This is a genomic window from Bacillus sp. V3B (assembly GCF_024494465.1).
In the GTDB taxonomy this organism is placed as follows: Bacteria; Bacillota; Bacilli; order Bacillales; family Cytobacillaceae; genus Bacillus_BD.
In genome coordinates this window covers 54,709-80,627 of sequence record NZ_JAETXM010000008.1, presented here as the reverse complement: position 1 = coordinate 80,627, position 25,919 = coordinate 54,709, and the positions used below count along the sequence as shown (strand labels likewise).

Genomic DNA, 25,919 nt, shown 5'->3' with positions numbered 1-25,919 from the left:
TTAATTTTATTTTGAAAATAGAGAAGGGAAGGGAAAAGGTATGTTTTATCCAACAGTTTATGATAAGAGGTCTAATTTAATACACATGGTAAAGGATCGGGGTACTTGTGAATGTGGTTTTGCCTATAATGTTTTTCCAACTTTTATTCAAAGTGATTTTAAGAAGATTAAGTTTAAACCAGTAAATGCTATTACTTGTTCTAAATGTAAAACAGCTAATTAATTTGAACGGCTAACAAGCTTATAGGAAGCACCTAAGTTCTTTCTATCATTTAAATATGAAAACTTAAGTCAAATAAAAAAGAAAGTTACAGTTAATAAAAAGAAGAGGACGAATTTCATCTCAAAAATGTTTATTGTTGAGATGATGAAGTATTTATAAGAGTGACTCAAATTATCTAAGCAAAATCCCCATTTTCAACACAATACCAATAGCGACCACATAATGTTTTTATAAAATAACAATAGGAGTAGATTCCTATATATTTGGTAAAATACTACGGACAAACAAGATATAAGATAGGAATCGTTGGTGATATCTTATATCTAGGAACATAGGTAGAATAAAATTCTGATAATAACATACTCATACTAAAATAGTTTTTTATTCCTAATTTTATTTACAGCATTTACCGAAAATATAGTTTTAATAGTTTAGGGATAATTTACCATTATAAATTACAGTGGTTTTTGACGATAAAAGAATAAATGCTTCGATAAAGGCAAACCCATCGAAAGTTGGGGACGCAAAGCTACGGGCCTAAGGAAAAGTTCTCTACGGTCGCCGGGTTACCGAAAAGGATTGGAACAGAGTAAGTATTTTTACACGTTGTGTAAGAATTATACTAGTGTCCACCGATCTTTTCGGTGGGCATTTTTTAATACATTAAACACTTTGGAGGACTTGTCATGGCTATTGAGCTAAAAAAAGCATTATTAGAAGAACATATCCGAGCTATCTTAGATTTAATAGGTGAAGATACTAAGAGAGAAGGATTATTGGATACACCAAAACGTGTTGCAAAAATGTATGGAGAAGTTTTTTCAGGAGTAGGTGTGAATCCCGAAACAGCACTTACAACCACTTTTGAAGAAAATTATGATGGAATCGTTGTTGTTAAGGAGATTAGTTACTACACATTTTGTGAGCATCATCTTATTCCATTCTTTGGGAAAGCACATATTGGCTATATTCCAAATGGTAGGGTAGTAGGATTAAGTAAATTTGCTCGTCTAGTAGAACTTGTATCAAAAAGACCCCAAGTGCAAGAACGTATGACTCAGCAAATTGCTGATACTGTAATGAATGTGCTTCAACCAGAAGGTGTAATCGTAAGTATAGAAGGTCAACATCTTTGTATGTGTGCAAGAGGTGTAAAAAAGCCTGGTAGTTCGACAGTAACAACGATAAAAAAAGGTGTATTTAAAGAGAATGTTTCACTAGCAGAAGAATTTGAGAGATCTCTTTTAAGAGACTAATAGGAGGACTTCGCATGCTTTACCTTTCAAGGAAAATGTATTTTTCAGCAGCACATTCTTACCGTATTGATGAGTGGAGCGATGAAAAGAATAACAAAGTATTTGGCCTGTGCAGTAATCAACACGGACATGGTCACAATTATACGTTAGAAGTTACGGTGAAAGGAAAACTTGATCGTCATTCAGGTATTGTTGTGAATATAACGGATATCGATAAGGTTGTTAAATCATTTGTTCAAACAGAGTTAGATGGAAAGTTTTTAAACAAAGAAGTTGCCTATTTTCAAAAAGAGATACCAACAACAGAAAACATTGTCACTTATTTATGGAATTCTTTATATGGAAAAATAGATAACTGTGAGCTTCATAAAATAAGACTACGTGAAAATGATTTCTTATATTCAGAGAAGGAGAAGGATTCCATGGTTCGATTAACGAGAAAGTATCATTTTTGTACGGCGCATCGTTTACACAGTGAACAACTAAGCAATGAGGAAAATATTGAAATATTTGGAAAATGCAATAATCCTTATGGTCATGGTCATAACTACTATTTGGAAGTAACAGTTAGTGGTAAGCCTAATCCTGTTACTGGAATGATTGCAGATATAGGTGTTATAGACCAAATTGTAGAACAAGAAATTATGAAGAGGTTTGATCATAAACATTTAAATCTTGATACGGAAGAATTCAAACATTTAAACCCTACTTCAGAAAATGTTTCTGTTGTTATTTGGGAGTTACTCTCCCCGAAACTTACGAATCTATTTAAAATCGGTTTATATGAAACTGAAAAGAATTACTTTGAATATTGCGGACCGGAAAAGGAGTAGGAAAATGGCGAAAAACATGCAACTATCTGGAAAAACAATTGCCATCACAGGTTCAAGTAAAGGGATTGGGAAAGAAACTGCTACTTTACTAGAGAACCTAGGAGCAAATCTTGTATTAGGAAGTCGCAGTAGTAAACAAAGAGTGAATAGTAATGTTTTGAATTTGCCATTAGATGTAACGGATGAAAAATCAGTAAAGGCCTTTTATGAAGGAGCTATTCATCATTTTGGAACTGTCGATGTATTAATAAATAGCGCTGGTGTTGGAATGTTTGCTAGTTTATTAGATTCTGCGACGGAAGACTTTGATCAAATGATTAACGTCAATTTACGCGGCACTTATCTTACTTGTAAATATTTTGGTCAACATATGGCTAAGCAAGGTAAGGGACATATTTTAAATCTAGTCTCGATTGCGGGAACAACAGCATTACCTGGATGTGGGGGTTATTCTGCTTCAAAGTTTGGGGTGATGGGATTAACTAAAGTTTTGCAAGCCGAGCTTCGACAAACAGGTGTTCAAGTTACATCTGTCATACCAGGATCAATAAGCAGTAGCTTCTGGGACCAAATAGATCCAAAGCCAGATCTGTCAAATATGATTCCGACAAAAACTGTTGCGCAGCACTTATTATACTTAATTAACCAGCCGTCGGGTGCGTTTGTTGATGAAATTACAATTATGCCGCCTTTAGGGATCTTATAGGGGGAGATTCAATTGAGACGGTTTTTTAATAACGTGTTTAAAGATTCTTCAATAGAAAAAAATCAACCTATTGGTACGTCTTTTCCCCAAAATTTATCATATACAGATGTTAGCTTTAGGACAAAAAGAGGGTTTCTAGCGAGAAAATTAGGTAACTATCTTGGTTTAGAAATAAATGAAGGGGATACTCTGTTTTATCTTTCATTATCCAAATCTTCTTTTTCAAATTCAACAGCGGAGGAAGAATATTTAATTCAGTTAAGTGAACAAATGTTAAATTGGTGGGAGTTAAAACAAGATATTCCACAAAAAATTAAAAATTTGGAAATTAGAAATGATATTCAAAATGCTATGTTAAAGGCTTATGACGTTTATAAACAAGACTTATTTACTCCGTATTCGAAATATTTAGAAAAGGAACAATTGAATACAAAGAAAGAAAATAATGAATGGGAAATATATCGAGACATCATGTTTGCTGCAACTCAAGGACAATTTTTGCTTATATCTGAAGTAGAACTTAGTAAGTATAAAATGGGCCAATTGTTTTGTGAGGGAACGATTAAGGAACGTTCGGATATACCATTATGTCGCAATCATGCTAAAGAGAGTCTTGAACAAAAGGGATTTGATCGAGCTAAAATAATGAGTTGGCTATTAGTTTTGTCTGAAGCAATTACAAATACGATTAAACATGCAGAAGAAGGAAAAATGGCACTCATTGAAGATGTAGAAAATAATGAAATTCGTTTTGTCATTGAGGATAAGGGGCCTGGTTTTCCTCTAAAAGATTTACCAAAAACAACTCTTTTAGCAGGATACTCAACTAAAAAATCAATGGGACAAGGGTTTACGCTTATGATGAAACTGGCTAAACGTGTTTTATTGTTTACTTCACCAAAAGGGTCGATTATCATATTGATTTTTGATAGTAGTAAAGGAAATAAAGATAAATTTAATCTTACCGGTTAATAATTTTTCCACATTAACATTTAAAAATAAAACATCTTAAATCTAACAAGAAAAGAGATGACTATATTGCTAGTACAAAATCAACAGCCAATCTCAAAAACGATCAGTAGAACATTGCGAACTGCTCAACTAATTGATGGATTTTGGGAAAGGTGGATCGTCCATGGTATAGAATCTGATGATCTAAATCGTTTTAAGCCACAATTAAAAACTCTAGAGGGTTGGCTTAATTCTTGGGATACTTTAGCCAAAGAAAAGATAAATAAAGCTTTAATCATGGAGGGAAATGGTTTTTTAAAAGAGTCTGAATATTTCTATCGCCAAGCTTCTCTTTGTTATAACCTGAGTTATTGGATTTATCCAGAACGATCACATGAAAAGCAGAATTGGTATTACAAATGTTTGGAGTATATGTATACAGGCGATTCTCTATCAGATATTGAAACAAAATATGTCTCACTATACTTTGATGGTATTAAATGTCCAGGAAGAATCAGGATTCCCTCTAACCCAAAAGGATGTATCTTGATCATCAATCCGATTGACTCATCTAAGGAAGAGTTATTTAAATACGAGAAGGACTTTGTAGAAGATGGATATGTTACTGTAAGTTTTGATGGACCTGGACAAGGAGAAACATATACATTAAACGGCTTAATTGGTTCAGGAACTAATTGGGAAATATTTACGATGGATTTAATAAATTACACAAAAGAAAGTTTTCCTACTTTGCCTCTTTATTTATTTGGAACTAGCTTAGGAGCAAGTTGGGTACTTCTTGGAAGTGGCCATCCAGCTGTTAAGAAATCTGTAGCAGTTAGCCCTGCGGTTGATCTTAACAAAATGAATTTCCCCAATTATTTTGAAGAAAGAATTAACATTGCCTGTAATTTAGGACCAAATGAAAAGACAATGCCGAACTTTAACAATATCAATTATCAATGTCCAATTTTAGTTTTTCATGGTAAGAAAGATATGATGGTACCAACTGAAGAAATCTATGATCTATATCAACAACTTCCAGCCGGAAAAAGGTTAATAGAATTTGAAGAAGAAGGTCATTGTTGCAATAACAGGTTAGACGAAATTCGTCAATTATCATTAAATTGGTTTTCTGGCAACTAAAAGATAAGAGAGGTTAATTGAAATGAGAGGTAAGACACTACGTGGGCAATTCCTAATACGAATCTTTTCCATTTTACTAGTCATAGCTGTTTTCTCGGGAACAGTTCAACTTTATTTAATGAATGATCAGATTGTTAAGCAAACTAATTATCAAGCAGAGGCGGTAGCAAATAATGTTTTAAGAGGAATACAGGAAACAGATTTGGCAACGCAAACAATTGAACATCAAATTGATTTAAAATTAGTTGCTTATTCTAAACACATAGCCGACTTAATTAAGCACAAAGAAAAAAGTGAAATTACAAATGAGGATCTTTTAAAAATTAGAGATAATTTAGGCTTGGCGGGAATAACCATTTTTTCTGAAACAGAATCCAAAGATGATATTGTAGGGTTTGCAGCAACTGAACAGGAAGAAGTTGGTTTTAGTTTGAAAGAGGCAGGTTTTTTTGAAATTGGAAAAATTTTACTTGAAAAAGGAGAACCTACTCTCCCAGGTGCAACGTTTACTGATGAAAATATTGCTGTTTTACCAATAGCACAATCAGCATCTCATAAAGAAAAACCAACATTTTTTAAGTATGCTTATTATCATGTTCCCAATACAAAATATATTATAAATCCTTATATTGAGGCGAATGAAGTTTATAACTATATAGAGAAAGTTGGGACAAACACCACAATAAATCAGTTAATAAAAGAAAGTAAAATAGTAAAAGAAATTGCCGTGTTAAATCCTAAGGTTTTTGCTGACCCTTCACTCGAAAACCAGTTATATCCACCATTAAAGAAAGTTGAATCTGGTAGTTTTAACTATCAAACTAGTCAAGATAGTAAATTGCTAACAAAGTCAAGTGTTACTAAAGAAAACTATATAGAGCGTGTAGATGGAAAGAAATTATACAAAGTATTTATTCCATTAGATGAAAACCGTGTAATTTATTTAGCACTAGATTATGGAGAAATGAGTGACCCTCTTTATCGCCATTCAATTATTCTAATCGTTTCAAGTCTTGTTTCTCTAGTAGGCCTATTTTTGTTAACTGCTAAATTCTTTAACCAAATTTACGGAAAAATTTCACGGATTAAATCTCAAATTAAACAATTAGAAGAAGGGGATTTAACAGCCAAAAATACAGTTAAAGACGATAGCGAATTAGGTGATTTATCTAAAAGTGTCAACCGAATGGTAGATACATTGAATAACCTAGTAAAGGACACACAGGAACAAGCAATTAAAACTCAAAATCTATCTATCTTGTTAGAAGCTGAAGCTTCCCAATCAGTTGAAAAAATGTACGAGTTATCAACCGAGTCAACCATTAAGGCAAGGGATCAATTGTATGATATAACTTCATTTTTAGATGAGGTTTCAGTTGTATTTGAGCAATATAAAGAAAATGAAAAGGTACTTTCAATTATTGAGAAAATTGAACTTATGAGAGAGGTTGCAAACGAACGTACTTCGGCAACAACAGATATTACAATCACGCTCTCAGATTTACTTAAATCTTTACATGGACAATCTAGTGAGCTATCCGATATTTCAAACACATTACTTGAATATGTAAGTAAATTTAAACTTTAAAAAGGAGGAATACGATGTCGTTAATAGTAGAAAAAGAGGTGCAAGAGTTAATCATAATTCTGAAACTTCAAGGGGTTTTAGATATATCAACTACTAGTATTATCGATCCATATTTAGACGAAATTGATAACATGGAAACTTTAATCATCGATTTTTCTGGCTTAGAATTTATTGATTCAACAGGCATTGGTTCAATTATGAATGCCATCTATTTATCACAAGAAAAAAGCTTTAAATTACAGCTCAAAGGGGTTGATGAGCTAACTCATACTGTTTTCGAAATGGTTGGTTTGTATCAAATTCTTGAGGCATTTCAAGGGGAGGTTGTTTGATGTTTTATGATGGACGCTCTTTTTCCCATGATTATAGCAATCAGGAAATGAATAAAACGCTGCAACGAGAAATCAATCTAGCAAAAAACATCCAATCGAAATTATTAAATGGTCATACTCCTGAACTTGAAGGTGGAGAAGTGTCCGGTACCTCTCTTCCTGCTCGATTGATTGGCGGAGATTATTACGACTTCTATCCATTATTAAATGGGAAAATACGGATTGTAATTGGTGATGTAATGGGAAAAGGAATACCAGCTGCAATGCTTATGATCCTAACGAGAGGTGCCTTTCGCAGTGCTGCAGAAAGTACACAAAGCCCTGGCGAAACATTGACGGCAATGAATCAAGCGATCTATCAAGATTTACGGACTTTAAAGTCATTTGTAACGTTATTTTGCGCCGATTGGGACCCTGCAACAGGAATTTTCACCTTTGCAAATGCTGGACACAATCTCCCACTGTTAATAAAAGGGGAAAACAGAGAGGTAAAGCCGCTTCCTAAAGTACAAGGTGTTATGGTTGGGGGACTTCCAAATCAAAAGTATAGTGAGGAATCTATTATTCTAGGAAACTCTGATCTTGTTTTCTTTTATACAGATGGAATTATTGAGGCTACAAATAAAGAAGGAGAACAGTATCAGTTACATCGCTTAATGTCTACATTATCAGAACATCAAGATAAAGCAGTTGGAGAAATTGAAAATTGTGTCATGGACTCCATTCAAGCCTTTACAGATGGAGTTCCACAAAAAGATGATATTACCATGGTTTTATTAAAAGTAGATAAAGAAAAATCAGATATCACCAGCTTAAATTCACCAGTATTAACTATATAGGTGGGGTAAATATGCAAAGTATTATTTCAAAAGGAAAAGATATAACGAATGCTATTGAATTAGGACTTGAAATATTAGATTTAACAAAAATAGAAGTAAATATCGAAATCATTCAGTCTGAAACGAAAGGTTTTATGGGGATTGGTTCAAAGCCAGCTGTCGTAAAACTGACAAAGCTTGAATCTAATTCATCTCTTCTTATAAATAATAAACAAATAATTGATCATATTGATTTAGAGCAACTTATCACTGGAATTCCAGATGAAAACATTGAGCAAATTACCACTACGTCAACAAAAAATTATATACGAGATAAAACGATGAATGAAGAGATTGAAACAGATTTACTTGAAGGAAAGGTCTGGGTAAAGAATGGACAGTTATTTTGTAAATCTTCACCAACGCATTTCCCAATGGTTACTATAAACAACGGCATTAGACTGTACAAAAATAATCAACTTGTAAAAGAAAAAACGACGATTATATCAGAAAAAGATTTATATCAAATTAAGGTGGAAAGCGAGGAAAAAGAGACAAAATGGACGGTCTCAATCGATAAAGATAAATTAAAAGTACATTTGCATGTAGAGCCGGGTTATAAAATCATTCGAAATGTGCCGAACATTGCAGCAGATCACCATATTGAACTAGTAGTTGAAGAAACGAAAGAGATTCATAATTCGTTGAATTACACAGATGTAATGCGAAAATTAGAATTGCTGAGAGTGACACATGGATTTAACCAAGATGAAATAGTTAAAGCCTTAGAAGTCAATGAGCCTAGTACATTTGAAATTGCATATGGACAAAATTCGCTCCCTGGAAAAGATGGATGGATTGAAGTAATCGTTGACATGAATACACAAGCCGGTCTGAAGGAAAAAGAGGATGGCCGCATTGACTTCCGTGAAATTAAAAGGATTCCAACAGTTGAAAGAGGAACCATTATTGCAGTGGTTCACCTACCTATTCCAGGACAGTTAGGTTATACGGTAACAAATGATCCGATCCCCCCAAAGCAGACGTTCCCAATTGTTCTTGAAACAGGAAATGGAATTGCTGTAGTAGAGGATAAAATCGTCTCAACGGAATCTGGGCGACCTTTAATCGAACAAAGAGGGAAACTAGTGAAAATTTCCAATATGCCTAAGCTTACATATTTAGGAAATGTTGATCTATCCACAGGTAATATCCACTTTGTGGGCGATGTCGAGATATTTGGAGAAGTAGAGGAAAGAATGGTAGTTGAAGCAGCAGGTGATATTTGTGTTGATAAATCAGTCAATTTTGCTTTTCTTACTGCATCAGGGGCGATTACTACTTTCGGCAATATCATAGGATCTGAATTATCAGCTGGAAAAAATAATCTACTTGTTGAGGAATTAGGTCATTTACTTGGCAATATTCATCAACAAGTAGAAAAAATCATTTCCCTAATAAAACAGCTAACTTTATCTGCAGCTTTTAAATCAAGTGATTTTTCTCGCGGTGGTTTACAACCTTTGATTCGAATAATACTAGAAAAGAAATTTAAAAATTTCCCTCCTTTAGTAAAAAAATACGTTACCGCTGTTCGAAGAGGAGAAAATTTTTTAGATGATGATGATTGGAGAGAAGTCTCAGTTTTATTAACTCAATTATTTCTAAGTTTAACAAATGAAATAACCTCTCTTGAACGGATTGAACAATTGTCTCAAAAAATAAAGGAACTCCATGAGTTTAGTAAGATTCCTATTGAATCGAATTCCTATATTACTATACCTAATGCACAAAATAGCAGTCTATATTGCAGAGGAAATATTTTGATATTAGGGCAAGGATGTATAAACACGAAGATACATGCTGGGGGAACATTAAAAATCAATGGTATTCTTCGTGGTGGTGAAGTGTACGGTAGATTAGGAGTAGAAATCAATGAGGTGGGCTCAGAAAGTGGAACACCAACAGTCATCACAGTACCAAGTGATCAAAAAATCATCATTAACAAAGCGATGGAAGGTACTATTATAAAAATTGGGAATGTAAAACATACCTTAAAAGATACTAGATATCGATTTAATGCTCGTCTTGATGAGAATGAAAAAATTGTATTTGAATACTAGAGAATTGGAGAGAATAGGATGATCAGATTTTTACTAAATCCAGGAGAAGAACATTTAGACGTAATATTGGAGGGAGACTTAGATATTGATAGTACAGAAGTTGTTGAAGAGGAACTTATCCCAAAATTAGTGAGTGAAAAAGCAATAAATATAAAATTTGAAAATGTTCCATTTGTAGATTCTTCAGGTATGGGACTGCTATTGAACTTGGTGCAAACCTTAAATGAGGCAGGAACAAAAGTTACCGTTTCAAATGTCAGAGAAGAAGTAATGGAAGTGTTCGAGCTTTTACAATTACCAGATATTCTAGGGGATGATGTTTTTGTGTAATCCAACTAGTCTTAACGAAATGAAAATGCTAAATGAACAAATGGTAGGTATTGATGGGATTACTAAAGATATTACTGATCAAAAGAAAATACAAGAAGTGATCAAATATATGGCTTACCATGACTATTTAACGGGCTTACCAAACCGAAATATGCTTGAGAATCATCTTTCCAATCATTTAAATTTATCTAAAAGTAAAAATCAAAAAATGGCCATCTTATTTATTGATCTTGATCGTTTTAAGGTCATTAACGATAGATTAGGTTATTCTATAGGAGATTTACTATTACAAGAAGTATCAAAACGATTGAAATCATCTGTTTATGATAAAGGTGTTGTTTACCGACAAGGTGGAGACGAATTTATTGTTGTTTTAAATGATGCAAATGGAGATATAGCCACAACAGTCGCTAGACGAGTTCTTAATATTCTAACTTCTTCTATTGAGATCAATCAAAATGACATCTTTACTTCTCCAAGTATTGGTATCAGTTTGTTTCCAAATGATGGGGAGACGGTAGAGACGCTAATTAAATATGCAGAGTTTGCTATGTACCAAGCAAAGTCTGCAGGAAAGAATATGTATAAGTTTTATTCGTCTAAAGATGATAACAAAAGTATTAATCCATTAATGATGGAGATGGATTTGCATAAAGCGATACAACGAGAAGAATTAATTTTACATTATCAACCAAAAGTGAATCTTAAAACCGGAAGAATTGTGGGGGCAGAGGCTTTAATCCGTTGGAACCATCCGGAATTGGGAATGATTTCACCTGCAAATTTTATACCAATAGCAGAGGAAACTGGACTCATAAATTCGATCGGTGAGTGGGCCTTGTATACTGCATGTGCTCAAAATAAAAAATGGCATGATAATGGTTTTTTAAACATGGTTATATCCGTTAATTTATCTGCACGGCAATTTTCACAAGCAAATCTAGTTGATATAATAGCAAAAGTTATAAAAGAAACAGGGTTAGAGGCACATTATTTAGAACTTGAGATTACAGAAAGTATGACAATTGATATTGAACGTACGATCAATACTTTACAAGATTTAAAACGTATAGGAGTAGGAATTAGTATAGATGATTTTGGCACAGGGTTTAGCTCCTTGAATTATTTAAAAAGGTTCCCTGTTGATACATTAAAGATTGATCAATCATTTATTCGTGAACTTCATAATAACCCTAATGACGAAACGATTGTTAAAACCATTATTTCTATGGCTCATAACTTGAAATTACATGTAGTGGCAGAGGGAATCGAAACGAATGAGCAGTTTGTCTTTCTTCAGCAACATCTTTGTGAGGAAGGCCAAGGCTATTTCTTCAGTAAGCCACTTTCTGCAACTGAGTTTGAAAAGAATAGTATAAAAATTGAACAAATAGTGGGTACATTTGGTATCTCCCAAGATCTAAATGAACAAGTGTGGGCAGAAGAATTAATTAGTCATGCTAAAAAAGAAATACATGAAACAGTTCGTCTTCAGCAAGGTATGACGAAAAAATTTAAAAGAATTAATGGACACTTTATTCATACTCTATGTGAGGGGGAACTAGTCTATCGATTAGGATTTGTTCCTGAGCAAGTAATAGGGAAAAAGTTAATTGATTTTCTCCCAAAAGAAGTGGCTATAGAAAAAACAAAGTATTATCAACGAGCTTGGGATGGCGAAAAAAATGTAACCTATGAAGCAGAATTTAATGGTATCAATTATCTTGTTGCGTTAAGCCCAATAATAAGAGGGGGAGAAGTTGTTGAGGTTATTGGTTCTTGTATAGATATTACAAAACTTAAAGAAACTGAAAAAGCATTACGGGAAAGTCGGGAAATGTACCGACTAATCGCAGAAAATATGACTGATCTTATCGCAGTTTTTGATTTGAATAGGACAATGTTGTATGCTTCACCTTCTCATGAATGTGTAATGGGATATCCTCCAATCTATCTTGAAGGTAAGCATTCATTAAACGAAATTCCTTCAGATGATCAAGTGATACATTCAGTACTTTTTGAGGAAACCGTTAAAAATAAGCAACCTTGTCAGTTCGAATTTCGAACCTCTACAGGTGATAATAATGGGAAGATATTTGAAGCAGTGTTAACACCTTTATTTGATGAAAAAGGAGTTGTTCAATATGTTGTCCAGGTTTCAAGAGAGATTACTGAAAAGAGAAAAGCCGAAGAACTATTATGGCAATCTGAAAAGTTATCCGTTGTCGGAGAATTAGCAGCTGGCGTTGCCCACGAAATAAGGAACCCTGTGACTTCAATTAAAGGTTTTTTTCAATTGCTTTCTCAAGGTGTTTCAAAGCAAGAATACTTTGATGTCGTTAATGCTGAATTTAATCGTATTGAAGATATTATTAACGATTTTCTAACTTTTGCAAAGCCGCAAGCTATGGAACTAAAAAATGTAGAAGTTAAAACTTTGCTAAAAGAAGTTAAAATATTACTTGAATCAAAAGCAAATTTAAATAATGTACAGATTTTTCAGGAGTTTGATCATAATACCTCCAAAATTCTATGTGATCCAAACCAAATAAAACTAGTGTTTATTAACCTACTTAAAAATAGTATCGAAGCAATGCTTAAAGGTGGAAAAATCACTATAAAAGTTTGCACAGAAGCAAAGCATTTATTAGTAAAAATTATTGACAACGGAATAGGGATAAGCGAAGAGCGTATTCAAATATTAGGGGAACCATTCTTTAGCAATAAAGAAAAAGGAATTGGTTTAGGATTAACGGCATGTTTTCGTATTTTAAGGCAACATAATGGGACAATTACATTTAAAAGCAAGGAAAATCAAGGTACAACAGTAGAAGTTAAATTACCAATTTATGAATAATAATACGAGCTAAAAAGCAGGTTGCAAACGTATGATTTGTTTTTGGGTATGTCCCGCAGTCACATGATTTTGTGGTTCAAATCCAATGGAAGTAGAATTTCTGTTCCTAGAAGGGCGTCTACGGTATAAAAGTTGATATGTGGTTTTTCTACAAAAATTGAGCAATTTGATATAGTGATAGGTATATAGTTGTGTTATTGTTAATCGTACATTAAGGGGATAATATCTACATATGATAAAGGCAAATTCATCGAAAGGTGGAGACGCAAAGTCACAGGTCTAAAGTCTTAATGACTATGACGGCTGGGTTACCGGAAAGTGTTAATAATTTCTTTTAGGTGAGAGAATCTGTGGCTATTCCTGATAAGGATTAGCCTTTTTATGTGGAAAAAAGCTAATGGATAGTAGAATTATGGGCTTTTAAAAGAAACTGTGATCATTAGGCTTAGTAGAATTCATGATATTGATGTTAATTCAAAACTCCTAATGGTCTGATTCATTTGTGAATATGGTTAGTGAAAGGTAAATGAGTGAAAAGAGGGATTTGATGTTAAAGGAAAAAAATAAATTAATGCTACTTGTTTCACTGGGAGTTGTAGCTTTGTCAATCGTGTTTCATGTTTTAGGGCGTATTTTCTCCTTATTTGATATTCATACACATATGGAGGGGATGGTAACATCAATTCAAAACGAAGAGCATTTTGGATTTATATTAAATATTTTACTTCTTATTCCTATCGTATTATTGATAATTAGTACAATATGGTATCGAAAGAAGGAAGATCATCCTGTTATCCCCATCTTGGTTACATTGATTTTAACTTTTGGAAGTATTTCAATGATTGTAGGGGCAACTGGAAGAGTCGAATTTCATTTTTCAATTTTTATGGTTATAGCCGCGCTTTCTTACTATGAGAGTTTAATACTAATACTCATAATGACGTTAATTTTTACGGTTCAACACTTAATTGGATTTTGGTTTCTGCCGGAAATAGTATATGGGGCAAAAAGTGTTAATTTAAGCATGTTGATTACCCATGCTTTGTTCTTAGTACTTACTTCTGGAGCTACAAGTTGGCAAGTATATTCTAGCCGAAGAATAAAGATAACTTTGCAAGATCAACAAAAGGAACAACGAAAAACGATTCTCAATGAGATTATTCAAAGAATAGCGTATGCTTCAAATCAAATCATCAATACGGCAAATCTGCTTACTCAACAAGTAGAGCAGACATCACTAGCAAACAGTAAAATTGTTGAATCGACTCAACAAGTGGCTAGTGGCGCAGAAATACAGCTAAAAGATCATGAGAAAAACGCAAAAATTATACAAGATATATCAATCGTTATCCAAGGGATAGCGTCATCTTCAAATAATGCTTCGCGTGTCTCTAAGGAATCATACGAAAAAGCAGATAAAGGAAATAACTTTGTTGAAAAGCTTATGGAGCAAATGATAGCCATTAACGCATCTGTAGAGAATTCACATTCAGCTATTATACAGCTTAATAGGCAAAGTGAAGAGATTACTAAAATAATAGAAGTGATAACTAATATTTCCAATCAAACAAATCTTTTAGCACTTAATGCAGCCATTGAAGCAGCTCGGGCGGGAGAGCATGGAAAAGGGTTTGCTGTGGTTGCGAGTGAAGTTCGAAAACTGGCAGAGCAATCATCCGAATCAGCTCAACAAATTGGAGAACTTATACAAGAAATCTTAAAAAATACCTCGTATTCTGTTGGGAGCATGAAAGACGTAGATGTAAATGTTAGTTCAGGATTAGAAATAGTGAAGGAAACGAGAGGGATATTTAATCAAATATTTCAATCTACAAAATTAGCTGATGAACAGATACAGGGGATTTCTACATCGACAGAAGCACTCCATTCTGGTTTTAAACAAGTTACAGAATCAGTTGAGGAAGTAGAGTCGATTGCAAATGAGTCTGTGACTAATACTCACGATGTGGAACTTGCTACAGGAGAGCAATTAAAATCTATGGAAGAGATAACAGAAGCAGCAAAAAGATTAAAAGAATTTTCCGAAGAACTTGAGAATGTAATAAAGGTCATTGGGATAGAGGAATTTAAAAGTTAAATGAAGAAAGGAAGTAAGCTATTATGCGTATTTTGTTTATTACCTCTGCACATAACAGTATGAGCCAAAGATCGTATGTGGAATTAACTGATAGAGGTCATTGTGTGGAAGTTCAGCTGGCTACAAGTGAATATGAAATGAGTTCGGCTGTGGAAAGATTTAATCCAGATTTAATTGTTGCCCCTTTTTTAAAAACAGCCATCCCTGAAACGATTTGGACTAAATATATATGCATTATCATACATCCTGGTATAAAAGGAGACCGTGGGCCCTACTCACTGGATTGGGCAATTATGAACAATGAAGAAGAATGGGGGGTAACATTACTTCAAGCCAATCATGAAATGGACGCAGGAGATATTTGGTCTACTAAAACGTTTAAGGTTAGAAATATAAGTAAAAGCCATTTATATAGACACGAAGTTACACAAGCGGCAATGAAGTGTTTATTGGAGACTATTACGAAATTCGAAAGCGAGTCATTTGTACCCGAGCCTTTAGATTACTTAAAATCGGACGTAAAAGGACAGCTTCATCCTAAATTGAGACAGGCAGATCGCAAATTGGACTGGACCCAACAGACTGACGTCATTATAAGAAAAATCCGTGCAGCTGATAGTAATCCAGGTGTGTTAGATACTATTTTTGACGAAGAATATTATGTATTCGGTGTGCATGAAGAAAGTGATCTAAAAGGAAATCCAGGAGAGATTTTAGCTATGCGGGATGGAGCAATCTGCCGGGCCACTGGTAATGGAGCAGTTTGGATCACTCATCTAAAAGAAAAAAATTATTTTAAGCTTTCAGCAACCTCAGTCCTAAAAGATAAATTAACAGGAGTACCTGAGTTACCGTTAACACCCTTTGAAAAGTACCCAGGCCGTACATTTAGGGAAATTTTTTATGAGGAAAGAAATGAAGTAGGATACTTACACTTTAACTTTTATAATGGTGCTATGAGTACTGATCAGTGTAATCGGCTAAAACAAGCTTTTATTGAGGCCAAACAAAGAAACACAAAAGCCATTGTTTTGATGGGTGGTTCGGATTTTTGGTCAAATGGGATTCACCTAAATGTTATTGAAAATGCTGAAAATCCAGGTGGAGAATCTTGGAATAATATCAACGGAATGGATGACTTGGTCCGTGAGATCATTTTAACAGACTCCCACTTAGTTATCTCTTCCATGCAAGGAAATGCGGGTGCAGGTGGTGTTATTTTAGCTTTAGCTGCAGATTATGTATATGCCAGAGAGGGAATTGTACTAAATCCGCATTACAAGAAAATGGGAGGCTTGTATGGTTCAGAATATTGGACTTACCTTTTGCCAAAAAGGGTAGGCTATCAAAAAGCTAAGGAATTAATGGAAGACTGTTTGCCAGTTAGTACAACTACTGCAAAGTCTATAGGATTAATCGATGATACATTTGGCGAAACCGCAGAAGAATTTTGTCTAAACATAAGGAAGTTGGCAGAAAAACTTATCCAATTACCAGAATATAAAAAACTGCTACTTAACAAAATAGATAATAGAACAAGAGATGAGATTATTAAGTCTTTGGAAATTTATCGTAATGAAGAATTAGAACATATGTGGAAAAACTTTTTTGGAGAAGATAGAAGTTATCATATAGCTAGATATAATTTTGTTTATAAGATTTCTTGTTTAAGTGAACAGATGACGAAGATATAAATGTGAGAAAAGAGACGGGTTGGATGATAAGAGTAATGGTATCGAAACTACGATTATTCATCTAAGTTAATGGAAGTTAGATGAAGCGAATATATCAAAAAAAATTTATAGAAGTAATTCGTCAATAAAAGAGCGTGTTTTGAAAAAAGATTGATCAAAACACGCTCTTAATATATTCAATTGAATCATTCTTTTATCCCGTCTTAACGGGCAGTAAGACCCCTACCTCAAGACTTCGAGAGAATCGAGGAAGGATTGTTGGGGATCAAACTGTCCGTAAAGATCCGATACGGTCTTTTCTTAGAGCTTGAGCTCTTAGAAAAGCCAATCAGGCTTCGCGTGACTAACCATCAGTGGTAGATGAAGAAAACCCCCACTGATGGAAGTTTTCTTTATAAAAAAGTTTACATCAATCCTATAATTTCTCTTCCATTTTGTTAAAGGAAGCAACAAAACGTACCCCTGCTTAGATGAAACAAGATTATTCGGAGTGTTACAAGGACTTTTAATCGAGTTAAAGGACTCTCTCTTTTTTTAGTATTACTGATTCTGTTCGAAAGCATATTGATTGGCGGACTCGAGAACTTCGGAAATAGCGAGTGTTAAACTATGTGATCCTTCTGCATCATGGCCAATCTCCCACATCATCATTCCACCGAAACCATGGTCAAGTGCTAGATTTGTTTTCTTTATAATGGTCGCTTCGCCATTATAGTGGTAAGTCGTTCCATTTATGCTAACCGTATCACTTTCTGCATGATCAGAGCTATTATTGATGATCGTCGCATAAGAGATCTGCTTACTATTGGGGTCTTCCGGCTGAGCATAAAAGGGAACACCCAAAACAAGTTTCTCTCTTGAAATCTGATGAGTATCAAATAGGTTCGTCCAATAGTTAACGATATTCTCAGTATAAGGATAAGGAGACAAATTGGATGCATTGTACCCATCATCCCAATGACCATCATATGCCATGATATTGACGTGATCTACATACTGGAACATAGAAGGTTCATACACGACATTGTTGATTTCAGTTCCGACAACACTATGAACTTTAGCGTTTACAGCGATCGAGAGTTCCTTCTCTTTTTGATGTAGAATATTGCTTAATTCTTTTGTAAAAGAAGTTAGATTTTGGGCATCTTGATTTGAACGAGGATGTTCAAAATCGATATCAATGCCATCAAGATTTTCACGATCTGCTATACTGACTAGCTCTTGAACGAGTTGCGTTCTAGCTGTTGGATCGGAAATAGCCACTTTAAAATAATCATAGGATTCGCCACTGTTGATATGAAACCATCCACCAATTGCTAACATGACCTTTGTATCCTGTTTGTGTGCGTTTGAAACTGTTGTACGTAAGTTGTTTAGAGCCGTTTCCCCATTTAGCAGTAGTTGGCCGTCCTTTGTTGGATGGGCAAAGGAGAAAATGATGTGAGTGAGTTCGGAATAATCGATCGTTTGAGGATCACGAAAATCCTGAACATAGCCCATTAACACCTTATTGTCGTCGGCTTCTTCAGTCAAGGGTTCAGTGTCTTCGATTGTTTGTTTCTTTTCCTTCTCACTTTGATCCTTTGTTGATTTTGAAGCTTGTTTCTTCTCTATCTGTTCAACTTCCTCCGTCAACTCTTGAGGCTTGTTGTTCGTTGAATACCATTCTCCTGTAAAAAAACCTCCGATAAAGGTCAAAACGAGAACCAGTGATAGGAGGAGATTACGTTTCGTCATGGATGTGGCCTCCTCTATTAGTCTATAACATTTAAATAGTATCAAAAAAGTAGATCAATAGGGGATGGTAAAATCAAGCAGGTACCAGGCACCTGCTTGATTTTATAAGAATATCGTGTCATGAAGTTCATACACTTTCTTAAGAACGATTCTAGAGAGGTGAGGGGAAGTTGAACTTCGACATGATAAAAGCGAATATGCTAGCGGAAAACATTAAGGGTTTTATCGAATATGTCCATAAGCATTATCAAGAAAATAAAAGCTATATTTCAGATCCTGATAAATTGTATCGACTAAAACTTCTTGTCGAGGAATTTCGACTTCGTATGATCGCAGATGAACTTTTAAGAATCAATAAGTTTATATACGATGAGAAATACACGACCATCTTAGTGAATAAATTCAGAAAGGGAATTACTATTATCGGGGAATTTATTGAAAATAATTACGACGATTTGTTCATTTTTACTGGGAAACTTCATATCTTAAGGTCTATTAGTAGCTCTTTCACTAAAATATAAGGCAACAATAGACGTGAATTATGTAAAAATTAGATAAAGATATTTCAATGTAAATAGTTTTCCATGATCTCCTGTTATTACAAGCGCGAGGAACCATCCAAATAGTGGATGGTTCCTCGCGCTTGTTTTTATTCAATTGTAGGTTCTTCTGTATTTAGATTACCATTTGCAGGCTCTTCAGGAGTCATTTCTTCACTACTAGGTTCTTCTGTATTTAGGTCACCATTTGCAGGTTCTTCAGGAGTCATTTCTTCACTACTAGGTTCTTCTGTATTTAGATCACCATTTGTAGGTTCTTCAGGAGTTAATTCCTCATTACTAGGCTCTTCTATGTTGATATCACTATTTTCAGGACTCACTTCTCCACTAGTAGGCTCTTCTTGGGGATTCACATCCTCTTCTTGCATGTCTTGATCACCATTATTACAGGCAGTAGCTAGCATTACAGCAAGGATAGGAGCCGATAGCTTCCAATATTTTTTAAATGTCATTTTGCTTCCTCCTTCTTTTGTTCAAAGTGATTATTCAAGAATCTAATAATAGAGGATTTTCAACTCCCTTCATTCAAAGCTAAAGCCATTATAAACAAGCTATTCTATATAATTTGTCGAATGATTGAATATTTACCTAATTTTAAAAGAACTGTTAACCCTGCTTAATAAAAGAAATAAATATCTCATTTATGTAATTTACTATTATAAGTGTCAGGAACCATCCAGATAATTGGAAATAAAAAAGAGCAACTAAATGTACTTCAAGAGCTTTTAGTAAATCAGAAAATGAAGAAGAAGCGATTAAGATGGCGAATGAGTCACCATATGGCTCGAGTGGTTCTGTCTTTACAGAAGATATCCACGTGGTGTTGAGGTAGTGAAGAGGATTGAGACAGGTATGATTCATGTGAATGATCAATCTGTTAAAGATGAAGCACATGTACCGTTTGGAGGGGAAAAGGGCTCGGGTATTGGCCGATTCAACGGTGAATGGGTGATTGAAAAGTTTAAGACAATTAAATGGATTAGTGTTCAAAATGGATACCGAGACTATCCGTTAGACCTATAAGACAATTACAGGTGCCAGGAACCATCCATTATCTGGATGGTTCCTGGCACCTGCTTTTTGCATGACATCCAAAAGAATTATAATTCCATAGATGATTGTGTTTGCATAGTTGATTGTGCCTGACTGATCATCGTTTGAGCTTGGGCAATCTCAGTTGAAGCTTGTTTTAAAGCTTCTTCACATTGCATTTGATCTGCAGCAGATTGCTGAATAGCTTTCGTAACAAGCTCTTTACCAATGGCCATTGCTGCTTCTGCTTTCTTTAATTGGTTTGTATCAATTTGTTGTGTCATATCAATTCCTCCTTTTTAATGAATGTTATCTTTAACACCATACTATTTTCTCGCTTACTACATTTTTTATGTACAGTTTTAAGTTTTTAAATTATTTTTAGGAAGATCCAATAACTTTTCACTTTATGCAATTAATTTGAATTTAATTCATTATAAAATACTCATATTGAAGTGGACATTTTATACAAAAAGAAAATCTATCGTTTCCTCTTTCTATATTCAAAAGAGAATGCATTCCAGTTATTCAATTTCAAATATCTGGATGGTACCTAGCACCTTTTACATCGCATAGCCTACAAAAAAGAAAGTAAACTAAAATCGTGGGTGTCGATAACAAAAAAATATGAAAAAATACTATTCCGATATCTCTATATAGTATATCTATAATGGTTGGCACCTTTGAAGGAATAACTAAATCAAATGACAAGTGTGGTGAAAACAAGGTGAAAAATAAGAATAACCAATTTAAAAATCAAAATGTTCTTCCAAAAAGAGATGTAGAATTTGCGGGAGAAAATGGACTTGAAAAAATAGCATTAAGAGCCCAAAAAAAGTCAAAATAAGTAAAGAATAGAGGGCAGTTAACCTGTCCCTCTGTCCCCCAAAATTAACCTCATGTTTTTTATAGATACTAAAAGTGGATCGTCATAAGGCGGTCTTTTTATTTTAGGTAAACATATGGAACTAAGGGGAACGATTGGTGAGTGAAGCAAGGGTCGATTCTCTTGTTTCTTTTTCTTTGTCATAGGAAGTAAAAAACGTTTGCTTTCTATTTTAGTTATTTCATAATTGGATTATTTTAGAACAATCCAATTGGATGATTACAAAGATATTTTTTTGATTTATCATACTAATTAGATATTAATACGGAGGGATTTTTATCAAAAGGAAGGTTCAGTTGGCTTTTCTTTTAACTATGAAAGTGTTATGAGTTTCTATATTTAGAAAGTGTTTTAATTTCATTTCTAACTAAAGGAGTGTAATGGTTATGAAAATTGGTTTCGTAGGTTTGGGTACCATGGGTCTTCCAATGGCACATAATTTGCTTAAAAATGGGTATGAACTAACGATTTATAATCGTACAAAAGAGAAAATGAGTTTTCTTGAAGAAGAAGGGGCAATGATTGCAAATTCGCCTAAAGAAGTGGCATCGAAAAGTGAAATCATATTCACCATGCTTACAGCAGATGCTGCGGTTGGGGAAGTCATTCTTGGTGAAGAGGGTATTATTCACGGTGCTTATCCAGGATTAATTGTGATCGATTCTAGTACGATTTCTCCTGCTACAAGTAAAAAAGTGGCTGAAGAACTTTCACGGCATGATGTTGACATGCTTGATGCACCCGTAACAGGGAGTGAACCACAAGCCATTGAAGGAATTTTAACGTTTATGGTTGGTGGTAAAAAAGAAATTTATGAAAAATGTATGGATTTGTTTTTAGTGATGGGGAAAACGCTTATTATATGGGGGGAAATGGGAAGGGTTCGAGACCACTGGAAAAGTCCATTTAAAGAGAAAAAGAAGCTGGTTACCTACTCTATGTAGATAATCAACTTCTTTTATTTGCTGTATGTTGATAAAAAAATACCTGTTAATTACTCAAAATGAATACTTTTTCAGTAGTGTCAGACTATTCTACCGTGTCTTTTCAGTCCTTTTCACTGAAGCAAGAGAACCGTCCTGCTTCTACATGGCCCCTTCGACTGAATAATTTTCCAAATCTATGTCCAGTTCGAGCCCGAGAGCCAGCTTTGCCAGTTCAGCTCCTAGATAAGGTCCAACCGTGAGTCCTGATGAACCTAATCCATTTGCGATCAATATCCCTTCCCAACCTGGTAATTCCCCAATAATGGGAAGAAATCCTGGTGTGAAAGGACGAAAGCCAACTCGTGCTTCTAAAAAGCTACCCTTATTTAGGCAGGAAGCTGTTTCAAAGGATTTATTGAAAAGCTCTTGAAGTCCTCCCGCTGTGGTCCGCGTATCAAATACGTCTGTATCTTCATGAGTTGAACCTGCTACAATCTTATTTCCCTCGAAGGCTAATAAGTACAAAGTTCCCGGGGGCATCACAACAGGCCAATTGTCTGTATGTTCATCTGGAAGTTCTAAATGGACAATTTGGGCTTTTTGAAATGTAATTTTAAAATCAACCCCTAACGGACTCAGTAATGGATGTGCCCATGCACCTGCACAAATAATGACTGTATCTGCATACAAATTTTCATCACCTGCTCTAACACCCACTACCTTTTTTTCATCAAACAATAGATCTGCATTTTCATGAATGAGGATAGCCCCGTTCTTATGGGCAGCCCGCAATAAAGAATCGCGCAGTTTTCGACCGTCAACACGTGCTCCACCGCTAACATGAACGGATGCAAACTTTTCATCGACCAGTGGAAATAAGGATTTGGTTTCTTGTGGACTCAGTGGAGTGATTTCCCCTATTTCAGGGGCTTCCTGTCTGCGGATAAGTGCCCGTTCGATCATTTTATCTCGTTTCTTCTGATCCGTATGTAAGCTAAGGGCTCCAACTTTTGCGTAGCCTGTTTTTGTTTCCCCATCCTTTTTTAACTCTTCGATCAAGTATGGGTAATAACGAGCTCCTGCCTTTGCCAAAGCATACCAGGCTTTATTACGGCGCTGGCTTAACCAAGGGCAAATAATTCCCGCGGCTGCATCCGTAGCTTGACCTTGATCTTTTCGGTCTACGATGATCACCTCTGCACCTTTTTGGGCCAAATGGTAGGCTGTTGATGCTCCAAGAATCCCACCACCAATAACAATGATCTTTTTCATGATTCGTACTCCTTTTTAATGCTTTAATCGTTTCTATCGATTTTTCACTTCAAAAATATCCTGAAAGCCTATGCTCGTAGGGAGGAAAGTCCCTTATTGGTAAAATTATTAATGATTTCTGTCATTTCCTTCGGAGATTTATCCATTCCATTATCCAACCAACTTTTAATTACATGGATGCTTCCACTAACGACAAACAGACTGATATATTCTGAGACTTTCTTGTTGGAGTTATGGATTGGCATCCAGCTTTTCATTGTAAATTGATGCGTGATCATCATGACTCTCTTTTGGAAGGACGTATCACTGTGCTCACTTAAGAGAGTTTGACATACATCGCTATTGGCAGCCAGATAATCTAATAATTTTTCTGTCATCTGTAATGCTGCTGTTTCTTCAGTAAGGTTGTACTCACTAAGTGTCTTGTTCATATCCTCTATAATTTCTTCTTCGATTTTATTAAGAAGGTCATAATGGTCCGAGTAATGGGAATAGAAAGTCGAGCGATTGATATCAGCCTGTTCACATATTTCTTTTACCGTAATAGCGGAAATCTTCTTTTCTTTTAATAATGTGATGAGACTATTCTTCAAAACCATCCGGGTATATTTTTTGCGTCTGTCCAATTTAGAAGTCAATAGGAATCATCCTTTTCTTTTTTTACGTAATCGAACATAACTACAGTGTTGTGTTGCGAACTGGACGTATGTAAGGGAACTGCTTGTTAAATAAACAACACTCTGTCTTTATAATGATAAAGTAAAAATGATGCTATAACAAGAGAGGGTGAACTATTATCGGCATTGCAGCACGAATTATAAAACATAAAAAAATGGTTGTATTCGCTTTTGTACTCATTGCGTTAATCTCATCAGTGGCGCAATTTTTTGTATTTGTCAATAATCGATGCGCTAAAAGGGGAATTTTACTATCAAGGAAACATGAATAATACTAGTCAATTACCATGGGATATTACGATTTCTTTTTTGTTAAATGAAAAGTTCTTCCAATTATTACTAATTAGGCAATCGCTTAAATGTGTAGATAATAATAGGCTGTCGAAGGATTCGACAGCCTATTATGCTTTTTTAGAAACTTTTTTACTAGCATTGTAACCTTAAAAAATCACTTTATTTTATTAGAGGAAGCTAACACCACGTCGCACCGATGATTATGAGAAGGATAAACAACACAACGATTAAAGCAAATCCTCCACCAGCACCATAAGCACCAGCAACAGGTGCACCATAGCCATATGCACCAGCACAACAAGCACCATATCCAGCACCAAAGCCCATAAAAAATCCTCCTAACGCTCATTATTTTTTAAGAATTTTAGTAACCGTATCCAACGAAAGAAGCTCCTACAATAATAAGAAGGATAAACAACACGACAATTAAAGCAAATCCTCCACAGGCACCGTATCCAGCACCTCCAACTACACCGCTCATAACCACACCACCTTATTGACTTTATTCATAACATATATATGCACTTTAGCTGATTTGTGAAATGGACAGTATCCCATCCTTTATGAATATATAGGATTTGATGCAATAAAACTACCTTTAAAGATAGCTTAAAAAGCAGGGGTTACATGCTGGAAGTGAAATGTTGATTAACATGATATGTGAAATTGATCTAATGCTAGACAATTGCCTTAATTATCTTTGTTAATAGTATTTTGGATCCTCAATACCCACTAAAACCCTAATACATTTGTCTTGTACATTATTTTAAGTTGATACATAGAATGTCGTATGCTCATTAGATACGGGGGTGAAAAAGTGTCAGTTCGACATTATTATGGACTATGCCAAAAATACAGAGGTAGAGCTGTTGAAATTAGAACCCATGACGGAAGAATTCACAGAGGGATTATTCAACATGTTAGAAACAACAGGGTTTATTTACAGCCATTAGGTCGTCCCAGAAACTTAGGTGGTTTTGGTTATGGATACTATTATGGTGGTTGGGGCTTTGGCTGGGGCCTTGCATTAGGTTCTATTGCTGCATTGGCTTTACTTCCGCTATTCTTTTGGTAGTTCATTTAAATTTAGTAGTGCAGGACTTATAAACAGGTTAAAAATAAAAGGGCCTAGCTAAAAAGTCGATGAAAATCCATTTTTGGGACAGCCCTTTTTTTATTTTAAAGCACACAAAAATCGCTTTTTCTTATAAAACGTAGATTATTCTGTTATTGTCCAATCGTTTAATACAATATCACTAAAAAAACTCCAAAGGATTGAAATCTTTGATTTGCCTTATCTAACATGATTTTGTTGCAATCTAAAGACGTAACATAACATCGATACTGTTCTGCTATATAGGCAGAGGTTTGACCTGTTCCACACCCAACATCAAGAATTTTCGTTGTCTCATCTATTTTTTCTCTTGATAAAATATGCTTCGTTAGTTGAAGGCCTCCAGGGTGGGCACCGCCAACTCTCAATAATGCCAAACAATCAAGATATGTGTATTCCAAATTAAATTCTACCCTTATTATAAAATGACTAAAATACAAAGAATATTTCATTGTCTATATCCAAA

24 protein-coding genes, 1 pseudogene and 2 riboswitches are annotated in these 25,919 nt (G+C 34.8%); of the genes and pseudogenes, 17 read left to right on the top strand and 8 right to left on the bottom strand.

Annotated features, from left to right (window positions below; translation table 11 throughout):
- Nucleotides 1–711: 711 nt before the first annotated feature.
- Nucleotides 712–797: riboswitch (cyclic di-GMP riboswitch) on the top strand.
- A gap of 112 nt (nucleotides 798–909) precedes the next feature.
- The 13 genes from folE to JMM81_RS11270 all read left to right on the top strand — a co-directional run bounded on the left by folE (nucleotide 910) and on the right by JMM81_RS11270 (nucleotide 16,955).
- The gene (gene folE / locus JMM81_RS11330; RefSeq protein ID WP_256241684.1) at nucleotides 910–1,479 is read left to right on the top strand and encodes a GTP cyclohydrolase I FolE; all 570 of its coding nucleotides are present in this window, start codon (nucleotides 910–912) and stop codon (nucleotides 1,477–1,479) included.
- Nucleotides 1,480–1,493: 14 nt separating this feature from the next.
- A complete protein-coding gene (locus tag JMM81_RS11325; protein ID WP_256241683.1) occupies nucleotides 1,494–2,312 on the top strand; it encodes a 6-carboxytetrahydropterin synthase in 819 nt (272 codons plus the stop codon).
- Nucleotides 2,313–2,316: 4 nt separating this feature from the next.
- A complete protein-coding gene (locus JMM81_RS11320; protein ID WP_256241682.1) occupies nucleotides 2,317–3,018 on the top strand; it encodes an SDR family oxidoreductase in 702 nt (233 codons plus the stop codon).
- Nucleotides 3,019–3,051: 33 nt separating this feature from the next.
- Entirely contained in the window at nucleotides 3,052–3,990 is a 939-nt protein-coding gene (locus tag JMM81_RS22915; protein WP_256241681.1) for an ATP-binding protein, read from the top strand.
- Nucleotides 3,991–4,056: 66 nt separating this feature from the next.
- Entirely contained in the window at nucleotides 4,057–5,115 is a 1,059-nt protein-coding gene (locus JMM81_RS11310; protein WP_256241680.1) for an alpha/beta hydrolase, read from the top strand.
- 22 nt (nucleotides 5,116–5,137) lie between these two features.
- Complete coding sequence (locus JMM81_RS11305; RefSeq protein ID WP_256241679.1) at nucleotides 5,138–6,703, top strand: methyl-accepting chemotaxis protein; 1,566 nt, start codon at nucleotides 5,138–5,140, stop codon at nucleotides 6,701–6,703.
- A gap of 14 nt (nucleotides 6,704–6,717) precedes the next feature.
- Nucleotides 6,718–7,035, top strand: coding sequence for an STAS domain-containing protein (locus JMM81_RS11300; protein WP_256241678.1), 318 nt, complete (start codon nucleotides 6,718–6,720; stop codon nucleotides 7,033–7,035).
- Nucleotides 7,035–7,874 carry a PP2C family protein-serine/threonine phosphatase gene (locus JMM81_RS11295; protein WP_256241677.1) on the top strand — a complete coding sequence of 280 codons (840 nt, stop codon included), beginning with the start codon at nucleotides 7,035–7,037 and terminating at the stop codon, nucleotides 7,872–7,874. Before JMM81_RS11300 ends, JMM81_RS11295 begins: the two co-directional genes overlap by 1 nt.
- A gap of 11 nt (nucleotides 7,875–7,885) precedes the next feature.
- Nucleotides 7,886–9,976: a flagellar assembly protein A gene (locus JMM81_RS11290; protein ID WP_256241676.1), complete on the top strand. Its 2,091-nt coding sequence runs from the start codon at nucleotides 7,886–7,888 to the stop codon at nucleotides 9,974–9,976.
- Between the two features lie 18 nt (nucleotides 9,977–9,994).
- Nucleotides 9,995–10,306: an STAS domain-containing protein gene (locus JMM81_RS11285; RefSeq protein WP_256241675.1), complete on the top strand. Its 312-nt coding sequence runs from the start codon at nucleotides 9,995–9,997 to the stop codon at nucleotides 10,304–10,306.
- Nucleotides 10,299–13,163: an EAL domain-containing protein gene (locus JMM81_RS11280; protein ID WP_256241674.1), complete on the top strand. Its 2,865-nt coding sequence runs from the start codon at nucleotides 10,299–10,301 to the stop codon at nucleotides 13,161–13,163. The genes JMM81_RS11285 and JMM81_RS11280 overlap by 8 nt, the downstream gene beginning before the upstream one ends.
- A 230-nt stretch (nucleotides 13,164–13,393) precedes the next feature.
- A riboswitch (cyclic di-GMP riboswitch) is annotated at nucleotides 13,394–13,479 on the top strand.
- Between the two features lie 210 nt (nucleotides 13,480–13,689).
- Nucleotides 13,690–15,261, top strand: a complete 1,572-nt coding sequence (locus tag JMM81_RS11275; protein ID WP_375162374.1) for a methyl-accepting chemotaxis protein — start codon at nucleotides 13,690–13,692, stop codon at nucleotides 15,259–15,261.
- 23 nt (nucleotides 15,262–15,284) lie between these two features.
- On the top strand, nucleotides 15,285–16,955 hold the full coding sequence (locus JMM81_RS11270; RefSeq protein ID WP_256241672.1) for a hydrogenase maturation protein: 1,671 nt from the start codon (nucleotides 15,285–15,287) through the stop codon (nucleotides 16,953–16,955).
- Between the two features lie 540 nt (nucleotides 16,956–17,495).
- Here JMM81_RS11270 and JMM81_RS11265 read toward each other — a convergent pair.
- Entirely contained in the window at nucleotides 17,496–18,692 is a 1,197-nt protein-coding gene (locus tag JMM81_RS11265) for a glycosyl hydrolase family 18 protein (RefSeq protein WP_256241671.1), read from the bottom strand.
- Between the two features lie 170 nt (nucleotides 18,693–18,862).
- On the opposite strand from JMM81_RS11265, the gene JMM81_RS11260 reads away from it, so the two are divergent.
- Nucleotides 18,863–19,213 (top strand): hypothetical protein, encoded by a 351-nt coding sequence (locus JMM81_RS11260; RefSeq protein ID WP_256241670.1) that lies wholly within the window; start codon nucleotides 18,863–18,865, stop codon nucleotides 19,211–19,213.
- A gap of 128 nt (nucleotides 19,214–19,341) precedes the next feature.
- On the opposite strand, the gene JMM81_RS11255 is transcribed toward JMM81_RS11260, so the two are convergent.
- Nucleotides 19,342–19,704 carry a hypothetical protein gene (locus JMM81_RS11255; protein WP_256241669.1) on the bottom strand — a complete coding sequence of 121 codons (363 nt, stop codon included), beginning with the start codon at nucleotides 19,702–19,704 and terminating at the stop codon, nucleotides 19,342–19,344.
- Nucleotides 19,705–20,012: 308 nt separating this feature from the next.
- Here JMM81_RS11255 and JMM81_RS11250 point away from each other — a divergent pair.
- Nucleotides 20,013–20,275 (top strand): annotated as a pseudogene (locus tag JMM81_RS11250) (aldehyde dehydrogenase family protein).
- A 77-nt stretch (nucleotides 20,276–20,352) separates the two neighbouring features.
- Here the strand turns inward: JMM81_RS11250 and JMM81_RS11245 are convergent.
- A complete protein-coding gene (locus JMM81_RS11245) occupies nucleotides 20,353–20,568 on the bottom strand; it encodes a hypothetical protein (protein WP_256241668.1) in 216 nt (71 codons plus the stop codon).
- A 988-nt stretch (nucleotides 20,569–21,556) separates the two neighbouring features.
- On the opposite strand from JMM81_RS11245, the gene JMM81_RS11240 reads away from it, so the two are divergent.
- Nucleotides 21,557–22,114: an NAD(P)-dependent oxidoreductase gene (locus tag JMM81_RS11240; protein WP_256241667.1), complete on the top strand. Its 558-nt coding sequence runs from the start codon at nucleotides 21,557–21,559 to the stop codon at nucleotides 22,112–22,114.
- A 141-nt stretch (nucleotides 22,115–22,255) separates the two neighbouring features.
- Here the strand turns inward: JMM81_RS11240 and JMM81_RS11235 are convergent, their stop codons facing one another.
- From JMM81_RS11235 to JMM81_RS11220, 4 genes are all read right to left on the bottom strand, one after another.
- Nucleotides 22,256–23,368 (bottom strand): NAD(P)/FAD-dependent oxidoreductase, encoded by a 1,113-nt coding sequence (locus JMM81_RS11235; protein ID WP_256241666.1) that lies wholly within the window; start codon nucleotides 23,366–23,368, stop codon nucleotides 22,256–22,258.
- A gap of 68 nt (nucleotides 23,369–23,436) precedes the next feature.
- Entirely contained in the window at nucleotides 23,437–24,006 is a 570-nt protein-coding gene (locus JMM81_RS11230; RefSeq protein WP_256241665.1) for a TetR/AcrR family transcriptional regulator, read from the bottom strand.
- 510 nt (nucleotides 24,007–24,516) lie between these two features.
- Nucleotides 24,517–24,666: a YjcZ family sporulation protein gene (locus tag JMM81_RS11225; RefSeq protein ID WP_256241664.1), complete on the bottom strand. Its 150-nt coding sequence runs from the start codon at nucleotides 24,664–24,666 to the stop codon at nucleotides 24,517–24,519.
- A 37-nt stretch (nucleotides 24,667–24,703) separates the two neighbouring features.
- On the bottom strand, nucleotides 24,704–24,820 hold the full coding sequence (locus tag JMM81_RS11220) for a YjcZ family sporulation protein (RefSeq protein ID WP_256241663.1): 117 nt from the start codon (nucleotides 24,818–24,820) through the stop codon (nucleotides 24,704–24,706).
- 336 nt (nucleotides 24,821–25,156) lie between these two features.
- Here JMM81_RS11220 and JMM81_RS11215 point away from each other — a divergent pair, with 336 nt between their 5' ends.
- Entirely contained in the window at nucleotides 25,157–25,414 is a 258-nt protein-coding gene (locus JMM81_RS11215) for a hypothetical protein (protein WP_256241662.1), read from the top strand.
- Nucleotides 25,415–25,581: 167 nt separating this feature from the next.
- Here the strand turns inward: JMM81_RS11215 and JMM81_RS11210 are convergent, their stop codons facing one another.
- Complete coding sequence (locus tag JMM81_RS11210; RefSeq protein WP_256241661.1) at nucleotides 25,582–25,854, bottom strand: class I SAM-dependent methyltransferase; 273 nt, start codon at nucleotides 25,852–25,854, stop codon at nucleotides 25,582–25,584.
- Nucleotides 25,855–25,919: the final 65 nt, after the last annotated feature.

Excerpts from the sequence above, each read along its gene's own strand:
- folE (WP_256241684.1), top strand. The coding sequence starts at position 910 with ATGGCTATTGAGCTAAAAAAAGCATTATTAGAAGAACATATCCGAGCT.
- JMM81_RS11325 (WP_256241683.1), top strand. The coding sequence starts at position 1,494 with ATGCTTTACCTTTCAAGGAAAATGTATTTTTCAGCAGCACATTCTTAC.
- JMM81_RS11320 (WP_256241682.1), top strand. The coding sequence starts at position 2,317 with ATGGCGAAAAACATGCAACTATCTGGAAAAACAATTGCCATCACAGGT.
- JMM81_RS11305 (WP_256241679.1), top strand. The coding sequence starts at position 5,138 with ATGAGAGGTAAGACACTACGTGGGCAATTCCTAATACGAATCTTTTCC.
- JMM81_RS11300 (WP_256241678.1), top strand. The coding sequence starts at position 6,718 with ATGTCGTTAATAGTAGAAAAAGAGGTGCAAGAGTTAATCATAATTCTG.
- JMM81_RS11295 (WP_256241677.1), top strand. The coding sequence starts at position 7,035 with ATGTTTTATGATGGACGCTCTTTTTCCCATGATTATAGCAATCAGGAA.
- JMM81_RS11290 (WP_256241676.1), top strand. The coding sequence starts at position 7,886 with ATGCAAAGTATTATTTCAAAAGGAAAAGATATAACGAATGCTATTGAA.
- JMM81_RS11285 (WP_256241675.1), top strand. The coding sequence starts at position 9,995 with ATGATCAGATTTTTACTAAATCCAGGAGAAGAACATTTAGACGTAATA.
- JMM81_RS11275 (WP_375162374.1), top strand. The coding sequence starts at position 13,690 with ATGAGTGAAAAGAGGGATTTGATGTTAAAGGAAAAAAATAAATTAATG.
- JMM81_RS11270 (WP_256241672.1), top strand. The coding sequence starts at position 15,285 with ATGCGTATTTTGTTTATTACCTCTGCACATAACAGTATGAGCCAAAGA.
- JMM81_RS11265 (WP_256241671.1), bottom strand. The coding sequence starts at position 18,692 with ATGACGAAACGTAATCTCCTCCTATCACTGGTTCTCGTTTTGACCTTT.
- JMM81_RS11255 (WP_256241669.1), bottom strand. The coding sequence starts at position 19,704 with ATGACATTTAAAAAATATTGGAAGCTATCGGCTCCTATCCTTGCTGTA.
- JMM81_RS11245 (WP_256241668.1), bottom strand. The coding sequence starts at position 20,568 with ATGACACAACAAATTGATACAAACCAATTAAAGAAAGCAGAAGCAGCA.
- JMM81_RS11240 (WP_256241667.1), top strand. The coding sequence starts at position 21,557 with ATGAAAATTGGTTTCGTAGGTTTGGGTACCATGGGTCTTCCAATGGCA.
- JMM81_RS11235 (WP_256241666.1), bottom strand. The coding sequence starts at position 23,368 with ATGAAAAAGATCATTGTTATTGGTGGTGGGATTCTTGGAGCATCAACA.
- JMM81_RS11225 (WP_256241664.1), bottom strand. The coding sequence starts at position 24,666 with ATGGGCTTTGGTGCTGGATATGGTGCTTGTTGTGCTGGTGCATATGGC.
- JMM81_RS11220 (WP_256241663.1), bottom strand. The coding sequence starts at position 24,820 with ATGAGCGGTGTAGTTGGAGGTGCTGGATACGGTGCCTGTGGAGGATTT.